Origin of the sequence: Acidovorax sp., from assembly GCF_046291265.1 — a bacterium.
Classification (GTDB): Bacteria; Pseudomonadota; Gammaproteobacteria; order Burkholderiales; family Burkholderiaceae_C; genus Acidovorax.
Genome location: NZ_JBKBTV010000034.1, coordinates 24,578 through 37,213, shown reverse-complemented (window position 1 = coordinate 37,213; position 12,636 = coordinate 24,578). Strand labels below are relative to the sequence as shown.

Sequence of the window (12,636 nt, the reverse complement as noted above, 5' to 3'; positions counted from 1 at the left end):
CCGGCTCATCCAAACAGGGCGAGCGGGCCAAAAGCCTTCTATTGTCGTCGGGGCGGGCTTTTTGCGGGAGTCTCGGACGCGTCGATTTGTCGGCTCCCGTAGACGCACTCAATCCTATCCATCCCTACACAACATCCTGAATTTTCAGTAATTACTGGAAATTCAGGAAATAACGCGCACAATCGGTGCCCATATGACCTACGTCAACCAACTGCCACCCCTCAACCGCCAGTTCGTGGCCCATTTCGGCGAGATGGGCAGCCGCTGGGGCATCAACCGCACCGTCGGCCAGATGTATGCCCTGATCTTTCTGTCACCGCGCGCGCTCAACGCCGACGAGATCGCCGAAACGCTGGAGTTTTCGCGGTCCAACGTGAGCATGGGGCTGAAGGAGCTGCAGGCCTGGCCTCTCGTCAAGCTCAGCCACCCGCCGGGGGACCGGCGTGAATACTTTGAGGCGCCCAAGGATGTCTGGGAGATCTTTCGCGTGCTGGCCGAAGAGCGACGCCGCCGCGAGATTGAACCCACGCTGTCCATGCTGCGCATGGCTTTGCTCGAAGAACCGACCTCCGACCAAGAGCGCTACGCCCAGGAGCGCATGCGCGAGATGCACGAGCTGATTGACCGATTGATGACCTGGTTTGATGATGTGCAGCGCCTGGCTCCCGAAACGGCCATGCAGCTGATGGGCATGGGCACCGCCGTGACACGGGTGCTCGAGTTCAAAGACCGATTGACCGGCAAAAGCGCCGGTACCGCCAAGAGCAACAATCAAGGAGCCTGAGCCATGGACGCCTTCATGCTGTCGCGAATCCAGTTCGCCGCCAACATCAGCTTTCACATCCTGTTCCCCACCATCACGATTGCGCTGTGCTGGTTTCTGGTGTTCTTCCGTTTGCGCTACACCGCGACGCGCGGCACGCCAGCGGCACTGGGCTGGGAGCAGGCGTACTACTTCTGGACCAAAGTGTTCGCGCTGACCTTTGGGCTGGGTGTGGTGTCGGGCATCACCATGAGTTTTCAGTTCGGCACCAACTGGCCGGGCTTCATGGAGCATGTGGGCAACATCGCCGGGCCGTTGCTGGGCTACGAGGTGTTGACCGCGTTTTTTCTGGAGGCCAGTTTTCTGGGCATCATGCTGTTCGGCCGGGGCCGCGTGTCAGAGCGTGTGCACCTGATTGCGACACTGATGGTGGCTTTTGGCACCACGTTGTCGGCGTTCTGGATCCTGAGTTTGAACTCGTGGATGCAGACGCCTGCAGGCCACGAGATCATCGATGGCAAATTCCATGCGGTGGACTGGCTGGCGATTGTGTTCAACCCGTCGTTTCCCTATCGCCTGGGGCATAAGCTGCTGGCGTCTGCCCTGACCGCAGGCTTCTTGATTGCGGGTGTGAGCGCTTGGCAACTCATCAAGGGCACGGCGACAGACGGCACACGCAAGGCACTGCGCACCGCCATCTCGGCCGTAGCCCTGGTGATCCCGCTACAGATCTTCATGGGCGACCTGCATGGTCTGAACACGCTGAAGCACCAGCCCGCCAAGATCGCTGCCATTGAAGGCATCTGGCATACCGAAAAGGGCGCACCCCTCACGCTGTTTGGCCTGCCCAACGAGAAGGAAGGCCGCACCGACTACGCGCTGCAGATCCCCAAGTTCGCCAGCCTGATCCTCGCGCATGACATCAACGCCGAGCTCAAAGGATTGAATGAGTTTCCAGGCGCCCACCCCCCCGTGGCGCCGGTGTTCTGGGGATTTCGCGTGATGGTGGGCGTGGGCATGCTGATGCTGGCGGTGGCCTGGGTAGGGGCATTTGTGGTTTACAGACGCCGCAAGCAAGACCTGGCCACCCTGCCCCGTCCGCTGCTCTATACGCTGGTGGGCATGACGTTCTCGGGCTGGGTGGCCACGCTGGCAGGTTGGTATGTGACGGAAATCGGCAGACAGCCCTACCTGGTCTACGGACTGTTCAAAACCGCTGATGCCGTGGCCGCACACGCTCCCGCCATGGTGGCGACCACGCTGGTGGCGTATCTCACGGTGTACGTGCTGCTGCTGGTGGCCTATGTGGGCGTGATCAAGTACATGTCCGAGCATCCCACCATGCCCGTGCCCGCAGTGCCGCCCCCATCGCCACAGCCCCTGACACAACGCCCATCGGTCTGAGACGGACCCCGTTCAAAGGAGTACCCCATGGACTTGACTCTCGCCAACACCCTTCCGCTCGCGTTCATGGCCATCATGGGCCTGGCCCTGCTGGCGTATGTGATCCTGGACGGCTACGACCTGGGCGTGGGCATTCTTTTGCCTTTTGCCAGCGATGCAGAAAAGGACGTGATGGTGTCCAGCATCGGTCCGTTCTGGGACGCCAACGAGACCTGGCTGGTGCTGGGCGTGGGCGTACTGCTGATCTGCTTTCCGATGGCGCATGGCATTGTGCTGACAGCCCTGTACCTGCCCGTGGCGGTGATGCTGCTGGGCCTCACGCTGCGGGGTGTGGCGTTTGACTTTCGGGTGAAGGCGCGCGACTCGCACAAGGCCACGTGGAACCGTTTGTTTGCGGGGGGATCGCTGGTGACCTCCATGGCACAGGGTTGGATGCTGGGTGCGTATGTCACCGGCTTTCAAAACGACGCCTGGGGCCTGCTGTTTTCTGCAGGCATTGCACTCACCTTGCCTGCCGCCTACGCCATGCTGGGCGTAGGCTGGTTGCTGATGAAGACCGATGGCGACCTGCAACACAAGGCGGCGCAGTGGGGCCAGCGCGTGTTGTGGCCCATGGGCCTGGCGCTTTCGGGCATCTCGCTGGCCACGCCGCTGGTCAGCCAAACCGTGTTTGCCAAGTGGTTTGTGTTGCCTGAGCTGTTTGCGTTGCTGCCGATTCCGCTGGCCTGCATAGCGGCGTTTTTTGCCATCCGCCACGTACTGGCCACCCAGCGCGTGGTGCAGGCGGGCTATGGCTGGATCGTGTTTGTGGCCACCGTGGTGATTTTTGTGCTGGCCTTTTTTGGCCTGGCCTACAGCATCTATCCCTATATCGTGATTGACCGGCTGACCGTGTGGGACGCAGCCAGCGCGACCGAGTCGTTGGTGGTCATCGGTGTCGGCGTGGCGATCACGCTGCCTGTGATCATCATCTACACCATCTTCATGTACCGCGTGTTCTGGGGCAAGGCACGCGAGCTGACGTACGGGCTGTAAGCGGAGCGCAATCAACGCCGCAGGAGCTCAATATCTCAGGCTGCCTTCTGCGTCCACGATGGCCAGTTCGACATAGGTAGAGCCGTTGTGGTTCTTGGGCGAATACTTCACGTTGAATCGCCCGAACGAGATTTCGCCCGCGTCTTCCATGGACTTGGTGAAAGACTCGGTCGTCAGGTTGTGCCCGGTGCGGCGCAGGCCCTCCACCAGCAGCCGCGCATGCACAAACCCCTCAAACTGCGAGGCAGAAGGCTGGGCCGCCGGTGATTTGGCGCGCAGCAGGCTCAAGTATTCGGCCACCACCGGAATGGTGGTGTTGCGCAGCGACGGCATGATCTGCGCCAGGATGATGCCGCGCGCCTTGTCTTTCAGTTCGCGGTTGATCACGTCCAGACTTGCCACCGAAAAGCCATAGTACGCAGGCCGCGCGGCCGTCAACTGAACAGCCTTGATGTAGTGGGTAAAGGTCGCGCCCGCCGTGGCCACAATCACCGCCTGCGGCTGGGCCTTTTCGGTGGCCGCGGCTGCCGCGGCAAAGTCGGGCTTCTGGGGGTCTACCTTGATTTCGGCGATGAAGGGCAGCTTTTCATCTTCCGACGCCTTCTTCAACTCGCCCGCCAGGGTTTTGCCCAGCCCGTCGTCCTGGTAGAACACCGCCACGCGGCTCATGCCCTGTTGGCGCAACTGCGAGACGATCTTGCTGGCCTCGTTGGCGTAGCCCGCGCGCACATGAAACACCTGCGGGTTGAAGGTTTCGCGAAACACCGATGCGCCCGTGACCGGGCCAAACATCAGCGTGCGGTGCTCTTTGATCAGCGGCAGGATGGCCGCCGTCTGGGCGGTGCCGGTGCTGTTGTAGATCATGAAGACCTTGTCGGTCTCCAGCAGCTGGCGCGTGTTTTCGACCGCTTTCTTGGCGTCAAAAGCGTCGTCCAGCGTGGTGTAACGAATCATGCGGCCATGCACACCGCCCTGGGCGTTGACGGCGTCGAACATCAGCCGCGAGCCCTCGCCGTACTGCACGGTTTGCGCCCCCAGCGGCCCCGAAAGCACGGCCGACGCCCCGAGCCGAATCTCGTCGGCGGTCACCCCCTCATTGCGGGCCTGGACCCCACCGCTGGCGCACAGGGCGGCGAACAGCAGCACAAAAGAACGAAACATGACAGACCCACCTTGCAAAAATGCGCTGACCCAAGGGCCAAAGTCCACGCGCTTTGGTTATGGTTCATCACTATTATCTGCAGCCACTGCGGCGGGTTGATGGGGGTTTGCCCTTGTATCAGGGGCGCCAAAAACAACTTCGCCCGCGATGCGTATAAGGCACTCGCGGGCGAAAGGATGTGGGCAATGAGCCACCGCAACACCGTCTGCGACGGCTCAGTGGCTTCCGTCGTGACGCGGCTTTAAAGCTTGAGGCGGGCGCGGGCGGCTTCGTATTCTCTGCGCAGCTTGGCCACCATCTCGGCGGTGCTGGTCACCGCGTTGATCGCGCCAATGCCCTGGCCGCAGCCCCAGATGTCTTTCCAGGCCTTCTTGGAGTCGCCGCCGAAGTTCATCTTGCTGGGGTCGGACTCGGGCAGGTTGTCGGGATCCATGCCCGCCGCGCGGATCGAGGGGGCCAGATAGTTGCCGTGCACACCGGTAAAGAGGTTGCTGTAGACGATGTCGTCGGAGCTGCCGGCGACGATGGCCTGCTTGTACTCGTCGCTGGCACGCGCTTCGTGCGTGGCGATGAAGGCCGAGCCGATATAGCCAAAATCGGCCCCCATGGCCTGCGCAGCCAGCACCGCGTCGCCGCTGGCGATGGACCCACTCAAAGCGATGGGGCCGTCAAACCATTGGCGGATCTCCTGGATCAACGCAAACGGGCTCTTCACGCCTGCATGGCCTCCGGCACCGGCCGCCACGGCCACCAGCCCGTCTGCGCCCTTTTCAATCGCCTTGTGGGCAAACTTGTTGTTGATGATGTCGTGCAGCACGATGCCGCCCCAGGCATGCACGGCCTGGTTCACGTCTTCGCGGGCGCCCAGGCTGGTGATGATGATCGGCACCTTGTACTTGGCGCAGACCTGCATGTCGTGGTCCAGCCGGTCGTTGCTCTTGTGCACGATCTGGTTGATGGCGAAGGGCGCGGCGGGCTTGTCGGGGTTGGCCTTGTTATAGGCCGCCAGGGTTTCGGTGATCTCGGCCAGCCATTCGTCGAGCAGCTCGGCAGGGCGGGCGTTGAGCGCAGGCATGGAGCCCACCACACCGGCCTTGCACTGCTCGATCACGAGCTTGGGGTTGCTGATGATGAACAGCGGCGAGCCAATGACGGGCAGCGACAGGTTTTGCAACACGGGAGGCAGTTTGGACATGGGAACAACTTCCAGGACAGGTTTTTAGATGAAATATGGCTCTAGCGCTTATCTATCAAGCGCTAGTAGCTATCATTTTTATATCAAGAGGCCTTTGCAATGCGAGGCCTCGTCTCCTCACAGCACACTCAACAATCTTCAGAACGATTCCAGCGCCAGCTCGGTCACGCTGGCCGCCCCTTCCACAATGGAGTCGCGCAGGCCGGGGGCCTTCACCAGAATGTGATCGGCGTAGAACTGGGCCGTGGTGATTTTTGCGCGCATGAAGGCGGCGTCCTGTCCCTTGTGCAACAGGTCCTGCGCCACCAGCAGGCTGCGCGCCAACTGCCAGCCCGCCACCACATTGCCCGCCAGCATCAGGTAGGGCACGCTGCCCGCAAACACGGCGTTGGGCTGGGCCTTGGTGCTACCCGCCACAAAGTCGATCACATCGAGCAGCGCCTTGCGCGCAGCCGTCAGGCGCTTGGCCACGGCCAGGGCGGCAGGGGTGCCGCTGGCCAGCAGGTCAGCCTCGGTCTTTTCGATCTGCGCGGCAATGCCCTTGGCCGTCTGACCACCATCGCGCGCCGTCTTGCGGCCCACGAGGTCGTTGGCCTGGATGGCGGTGGTGCCTTCGTAGATGGTCAGGATCTTGGCGTCGCGGTAGTACTGGGCGGCGCCTGTCTCTTCGATGAAGCCCATGCCGCCGTGCACCTGCACGCCCAGGCTGGTCACTTCCAGGCTGGTCTCGGTGCTGTAGCCCTTGACCAGCGGCACCATGAACTCATAGAACGCCTGGTTTTGCTTGCGCGTGTCGGCGTCCGGGTGGTGGTGGGCAGCGTCAAACGCCGCCGCGGCCACGGTGGCCATGGCGCGGCAGCCTTCCACGGTGGCGCGCATGGTCATGAGCATGCGCTTCACATCGGGGTGGTGAATGATGGCCGCGCTGGCGTTGATGCTGCCGTCCACAGGGCGGCTTTGCACGCGGTCTTTGGCGTACTGCACGGCCTTCTGGTAGGCGCGCTCGGAGATCGCGATGCCCTGCATGCCCACGGCGTAGCGGGCCGCGTTCATCATGATGAACATGTATTCGAGGCCCCGGTTTTCCTGGCCGACGAGGTAACCGATGGCGCCGCCGTTGTCGCCAAACTGCAGCACGGCCGTGGGCGAGGCCTTGATGCCCAGCTTGTGCTCGATGCTCACGCAGTGGGCGTCATTGCGGGCGCCGAGGCTGCCATCTTGGTTGACCATGAACTTGGGCACCACAAACAGGCTGATGCCCTTGACGCCCTCTGGCGCGCCCTGCACACGGGCCAGCACCAAGTGCACGATGTTCTCTGCCATGTCGTGCTCACCGTAGGTGATGAAAATCTTGGTGCCAAAAATCTTGTAGCTGCCATCGGGCTGCGGATCGGCCTTGGTGCGCACCAGTGCCAGATCGGAACCGGCCTGGGGCTCGGTCAGGTTCATGGTGCCGGTCCATTGGCCGGTCACCAGCTTTTCGAGGTAGGTGGCCTTGAGTTCGTCGCTGCCTGCGGTGAGCAGCGCCTCGATGGCGCCATCGGTCAGCAGCGGGCACAGCGCAAAACTCATGTTGGCGCTGTTGCACATCTCGATGCAGGCGGCACCGATGGTCTTGGGCAGGCCCTGGCCGCCAAAGTCGGCGGGGTGTTGCAAGCCTTGCCAGCCGCCTTCGCCGTATTGGCGAAAGGCTTCCTTGAAACCTGGGGTGGTGGTGACCACACCGTCTTTCCAGCTCGAAGGGTTCTTGTCGCCCTCGAAGTTCAGCGGAGCCAGCACACCCTCGTTGAACTTGGCGCACTCTTCCAGCACGGCAGCCGCCGTGTCCAGGCCTGCGTCTTCAAAGCCGGGGATTTGGGCGATCTGTTCAATGTTGGCCAGGTGTTCAATGGCGAACAGCATGTCCTTGACGGGGGCGGTGTAGCTCATGGGTGTCTCCGGGAAATTTCGTCAAAAAAAAGGCATCGCAAGCGATGCCTTTGTATGCACAGGGGCGTTCTTACAGAGCCTTGACCAGTTCTGGCACGGCCGTGAACAGGTCGGCTTCCAGGCCGTAGTCGGCCACGCTGAAGATCGGTGCCTCAGGGTCCTTGTTGATCGCCACGATCACCTTGGAGTCCTTCATGCCGGCCAAATGCTGAATAGCGCCGGAGATGCCCGCTGCGATGTACAGCTGCGGCGCCACGATCTTGCCGGTCTGGCCCACTTGCCAGTCGTTGGGGGCGTAGCCCGCGTCCACCGCGGCGCGGCTGGCGCCCAGGGCAGCGCCCAGCTTGTCGGCCAGGGGGGTCATGATTTCGTCGAACTTTTCTTTGCTGCCCAGCGCCCGGCCACCAGAGACAATGATCTTGGCGGCGGTCAGTTCGGGCCGGTCGCTCTTGGCGATTTCGCTGCCGACGAAGGTACTCTTGCCTGCATCAGCCGTGGCTGCTGCGGTTTCGACAGCGGCGGAACCACCCGTGGCGGCTGCGGCGTCAAAGCCGGTGGTGCGCACGGTGATGATCTTGACGCTGTCGGCGCTTTGCACGGTGGCAATGGCGTTGCCAGCGTAGATGGGGCGTTCAAAGGTGTCGGCGGCAATCACCTTGGTGATGTCGCTGATCTGGGCCACGTCCAGTTTGGCGGCCACGCGGGGGGCGACGTTCTTGCCGCTGGCGGTGGCGGGGAACAGGATGTGGCTGTAGTTGCTGGCGATGGCGAGCACTTGTGCGGCAACGTTTTCTGCCAAGCCATGTTCGAGGCCAGGGGCATCTGCGTGGATGACCTTGGCGACACCGGCGATCTGGCCAGCGGCTGCAGCGGCGGCTGCGGCGTTGTGGCCCGCCACCAGCACGTGCACATCACCACCGCAGGCGATGGCGGCCGTCACGGTGTTGAGCGTTGCGCCCTTGATGGACGCGTTGTTGTGTTCAGCAATAACGAGGGTGGTCATTTCTTGTTCTCCTTAGATGACTTTGGCTTCGTTCTTGAGCTTGTCGACCAGGGCGGCGACATCGGCCACCTTGACGCCAGCACCGCGCTTGGCAGGCTCGGTGACCTTCAGGGTCTTGAGGCGAGGCGCCACATCCACACCGAGGTCTTCAGGCTTGACGATGTCCAGCTGCTTCTTCTTGGCCTTCATGATGTTGGGCAAGGTGACGTAGCGGGGCTCGTTCAGGCGCAGGTCGGTGGTGATGACGGCGGGCAGCGTCAGGGACAGGGTCTCCAGGCCGCCATCCACTTCGCGGGTCACGCTGACCTTGTCGGCCGACAGCTCCACCTTGTTGGCGAACGTGGCCTGGGGCAGGTCTGCCAGGGCCGCCAGCATCTGGCCGGTCTGGTTGGCGTCGTCGTCGATGGCTTGTTTGCCCAGGATCACGAGGCCGGGCTGCTCTTTGTCGACCAGGGCCTTGAGGATCTTGGCGACGGCCAGCGGCTGCAGCTCGACGTCGGTTTCCACCAGGATGGCGCGGTCAGCGCCGATGGCCATGGCGGTGCGCAGGGTTTCCTGGCACTGCGTCACGCCGCAGGAGACTGCGATGACTTCGGTCACCAGGCCTTTTTCTTTCAGGCGCACGGCCTCTTCAACGGCGATTTCGTCAAAGGGGTTCATGCTCATCTTCACGTTCGCGATGTCCACACCCGTGTTGTCCGACTTGACGCGGACCTTCACGTTGTAGTCCACCACGCGCTTGACAGGGACCAAAACCTTCATTGCTGCGGCTCCTAATAGAGTTGGTTGAATTGACGTTTACGTAAACTGGAACATTCTATGCCGCACTGCAACGGGAAAGCGTTACGGCCCGATACCCAAAGGGCATCCACAAAAAAGCACGATCGTTCTTTTTCGAGATTATAGGCGAGTGACCCGTACCCCTGTCTAGAGCAAGCTGTCACATTGGGTTGGTGCATTGCGCATGCTGTGTGCCAACCTCAGTTGGTAGGGGGTAACTCAGTGTCGGCAGCAGTGCCCGCAGGATGGCTCTGCACATGCACCACGCGATGCGGGTAGGGAATCTCGATCTGGTGCGCGCGCAGCGACTGCAACACCGCGATGTTGATGGCCGACCGCAGGCCGAGCGAACCATTTTCGGGGTCGGCAATCCAGAAGCCCAGGGTGAACTCCAGCCCATCGGCCCCAAACGCGGACAAGGCCGCGCTGGGCGAAGGGTCTCGCAGCACGCGGGGACTGGCGAGCGCCGCCTCAGACAGCAGTCGGCCCACCAGATCGACATCGCTGTCATATGCCACGCTGACCACGGTAGACATCCACACACGAGGGTCTGAGAGCGACAGGTTTTCGACCCGCTGCGTGATGAGCAGCTCATTGGGCACGATGGATTCGCGCCCAGACGGCGAACGGATCACCGTGTAGCGGGCGTTGATTTGCGTGATGCGCCCTTCAAAGACATCGAGCTTGACGTTGTCGCCAATGCGCATGCTGCGCTCCGCCAGGATCACAAAGCCGCTCACATAGTTGGCCGCCAGCTTCTGCAAACCAAAGCCAATCCCCACGCCCACCGCACCGCCCAGCACCGACAGCGCGGTCAGGTCGATCCCGACCGCGGACAGCGCCATGATCAGACCCACAAACACCAGCAAGGCCCGCACGGCGTTGCTCACCGCTTTGCGCAATGACAGCTCGCTGCCGGTGACAGAGCGCAACAAACGGGATTCGATGGCCGCCGAGATCCACAGCGCCACCAGCAACACCGCCCCTGCGGTGAGTGCCCCTTCGATCATGGTGCGCACCGAGAGGGTCGAGGCCCCTACCTTCCAGGTGATCTTGTCGAGTTCATCCAGCACGCGCGGCAGCAGACCCGTCACCCACAACACCATCGCCAGCCAGGCCAGCCAGGAGATGGATCGCTCGATAGGTCGCACCCAGGCGGAATCCGGAAGCGCCACCTGCAGCACCTTGACACCGATGCGAATGACAACCAGCGACATGAGCACCGGTATCACCAGCTTGAACGCTGCCAGCGGGACCCAGGCCACCAACAGGGTGCGTGCAAGATACCCCAGGCCCAGCAACAGGATGGGGAACAGCGCCCCATCCACCCCGCGAGCACCAAACAGAATAGAGCGCGAATCGCCCTGCCCCAACCCGCGCCCCAGTGCCGTCACCACGCCCCAGGCCAGGAGCACGCACACCACCAGCGCACCCAACTCGATGAGCACCGTGGGTTGCGCAAACGCTTGAAACCAGCTGCTCACGTCATCAAGCATGGCCGTGCTATTGGCAAACCCCGCCATCAGTGATTCTTCCAGGCGGGTTGGCGTTTTTCGGCAAAGGCGCGGGCGCCCTCCTGCGCGGCCTCATCCATCATGTTGGTGGCCATGGCCTGACCCGCCAGTTGGTAGGCCGCATCCATGCCCAGCTCGCGCTGCTGGTAGACCAGCGCCTTGCCCATGGCGACAGCGACACGCGGTTTTTGCAAGATGGACACCACCAGCTTTTCGACCTCGGCATCCAGCGCGTCGGCGGGCACCACACGGTTCACCAGACCCTGCGCGAGCGCGGTGGGCGCATCGATGAAATCCCCCGTGAGCAGCATCTCCATGGCGCGCTTGGCAGGTACGTTGCGCACCAGCGGCACGCTGGGTGTGGCACAGAACAAGCCGTAGTGGATGCCGCTGGTGGCAAAACTGGCACTGTCGGCGGCCACGGCCAGATCGCACTGCGCCACCAGCTGGCAACCGGCCGCTGTGGCCATACCCTGCACCCGCGCGATCACGGGCACAGGCAACTTGTGGATCGTCAGCATCATGCGGCTGCATTGCGCAAACAGCTTTTGGTAATACGCCAGCTCAGGGTTCGCCGCCATGTCCTTGAGGTTGTGCCCCGCGCAGAAGGCCTTGCCCGCAGCGGCCAACACCACTACACGCACGGCTTCATCACGGCCAGCATCTTCCAGCGCCTGCTGCAGGGCAGAAAGCATCTCGTGGCCCAGCGCGTTGAAGCGTGCCGGGTCGTTCAAGGTCAGAGTGACCACGCCGCGCACATCGCGGGTGATCTGCAGCAGGTCATCGGCATTCGTCTTCATGATTTCTCCAGTGTTCTGCACTGCGCAGTACCGCCGCAACCGGCGTGCCTCCAGGCCAGTGCCACCGTGGAACCGGCTTTGCCAGGCCACGGGTGGCGTCCCCCTGGGGGAAGACGCCGCAGGCGGCTCAGGGGGGCTTACAAGTCCGCCAGCACGCGCACATGCGCTTCCACACTGCGCGCCAGCGGACCCATCACGTACCCCCCCTCCAGGCACGACACGATGCGGCCTTTGGAAAAGCGGCGCGCCACATCCTTCACACGCTGGGTGATCCAGGCATAGTCGTGCTCGGTCAGGCCCAGCTGGCCCATGTCATCCTCGCGGTGGCCGTCAAAGCCCGCGCTGACAAAAATCATTTCCGGCTTGAAGGCTTCCAGGCGGGGCATCCAGCTCATCTCGATGATCTCGCGGATGTCCATGCCGCGGGTGTATGCCGCCACGGGCACGTTCACCATGTTGGGAGCCGGATCCTGGTCGCCGCTGTAGGGGTAAAACGGGTGCTGAAAGATGCTGACCATCAGGGCGCGCGGGTCGTTGGCCAGAATGTCCTCGGTGCCATTGCCGTGGTGCACATCAAAATCGACCACCGCCACCCGCTGCAGGTTGTAGCGCTGCAACGCATATTTGGCGGCCACCGCTACGTTATTGAAAAAACAAAAACCCATGGCCTTGTCACGGCAGGCATGGTGACCCGGGGGGCGGACCGAACAAAACGCGTTCTCCACCTCGCCCGCCATAACGGCGTCGGTAGCGGCCAGTGCCGCCCCGGCTGCGCGCAGGGACGCCTTCCAGGTATGGGCGTTGATGGAGGTGTCGGTGTCAATTTGCGCGTAACTGGGGCCACCCGCCATGATTTCTTCGTTCAGGCGATCTGACATGCCGCGCAGTGCTGCAATGTGCATGCGGCCGTGGGCCAGTTCGATGTCGGCCAGCGATGCTTCGGGGGCCTCATACCGCTCCAGCGCATCGGCAACACCGGTGATCAGCAAGCGGTCTTCAATGGCGTCCAGCCGTTCGGGGCATTCGGGGTGGCCCGGGCCCATCTCGTGCT

General features: G+C 62.5%; 11 protein-coding genes. 3 read left to right on the top strand and 8 right to left on the bottom strand.

The genetic code is table 11. The annotated features are described in order from the left end of the window. The first annotated feature begins 193 nt into the window (after window positions 1-193). The 3 genes from ACK41V_RS14035 to ACK41V_RS14025 are packed head-to-tail and all read left to right on the top strand — an operon-like array spanning window position 194 to window position 3,202. The gene (locus ACK41V_RS14035; RefSeq protein ID WP_409783218.1) at window positions 194-784 is read left to right on the top strand and encodes a GbsR/MarR family transcriptional regulator; all 591 of its coding nucleotides are present in this window, start codon (window positions 194-196) and stop codon (window positions 782-784) included. Window positions 785-787: 3 nt separating this feature from the next. Beyond that, a complete protein-coding gene (locus ACK41V_RS14030) occupies window positions 788-2,167 on the top strand; it encodes a cytochrome ubiquinol oxidase subunit I (RefSeq protein ID WP_409783217.1) in 1,380 nt (459 codons plus the stop codon). Window positions 2,168-2,194: 27 nt separating this feature from the next. Then, the gene (locus tag ACK41V_RS14025; RefSeq protein ID WP_409783216.1) at window positions 2,195-3,202 is read left to right on the top strand and encodes a cytochrome d ubiquinol oxidase subunit II; all 1,008 of its coding nucleotides are present in this window, start codon (window positions 2,195-2,197) and stop codon (window positions 3,200-3,202) included. 27 nt (window positions 3,203-3,229) lie between these two features. Here ACK41V_RS14025 and ACK41V_RS14020 read toward each other — a convergent pair whose 3' ends face one another. The 8 genes from ACK41V_RS14020 to ACK41V_RS13985 all read right to left on the bottom strand — a co-directional run bounded on the left by ACK41V_RS14020 (window position 3,230) and on the right by ACK41V_RS13985 (window position 12,628). Next, entirely contained in the window at window positions 3,230-4,363 is a 1,134-nt protein-coding gene (locus ACK41V_RS14020; protein ID WP_409783215.1) for an ABC transporter substrate-binding protein, read from the bottom strand. A gap of 242 nt (window positions 4,364-4,605) precedes the next feature. After that, window positions 4,606-5,559 carry an NAD(P)H-dependent flavin oxidoreductase gene (locus ACK41V_RS14015; RefSeq protein WP_409783214.1) on the bottom strand — a complete coding sequence of 318 codons (954 nt, stop codon included), beginning with the start codon at window positions 5,557-5,559 and terminating at the stop codon, window positions 4,606-4,608. A 138-nt stretch (window positions 5,560-5,697) separates the two neighbouring features. After that, on the bottom strand, window positions 5,698-7,488 hold the full coding sequence (locus ACK41V_RS14010) for an acyl-CoA dehydrogenase (RefSeq protein ID WP_409783213.1): 1,791 nt from the start codon (window positions 7,486-7,488) through the stop codon (window positions 5,698-5,700). 70 nt (window positions 7,489-7,558) lie between these two features. Further along, window positions 7,559-8,491, bottom strand: coding sequence for an electron transfer flavoprotein subunit alpha/FixB family protein (locus ACK41V_RS14005; protein ID WP_409783212.1), 933 nt, complete (start codon window positions 8,489-8,491; stop codon window positions 7,559-7,561). Between the two features lie 12 nt (window positions 8,492-8,503). Next, complete coding sequence (locus ACK41V_RS14000) at window positions 8,504-9,253, bottom strand: electron transfer flavoprotein subunit beta/FixA family protein (protein ID WP_409783211.1); 750 nt, start codon at window positions 9,251-9,253, stop codon at window positions 8,504-8,506. A gap of 218 nt (window positions 9,254-9,471) precedes the next feature. After that, window positions 9,472-10,794, bottom strand: coding sequence for a mechanosensitive ion channel family protein (locus ACK41V_RS13995; protein ID WP_409783210.1), 1,323 nt, complete (start codon window positions 10,792-10,794; stop codon window positions 9,472-9,474). Beyond that, entirely contained in the window at window positions 10,794-11,585 is a 792-nt protein-coding gene (locus ACK41V_RS13990) for an enoyl-CoA hydratase (RefSeq protein ID WP_409783209.1), read from the bottom strand. Before ACK41V_RS13990 ends, ACK41V_RS13995 begins: the two co-directional genes overlap by 1 nt. A 137-nt stretch (window positions 11,586-11,722) precedes the next feature. Continuing rightward, entirely contained in the window at window positions 11,723-12,628 is a 906-nt protein-coding gene (locus tag ACK41V_RS13985) for a histone deacetylase family protein (RefSeq protein WP_409783208.1), read from the bottom strand. Between the last annotated feature and the right edge of the window lie 8 nt (window positions 12,629-12,636).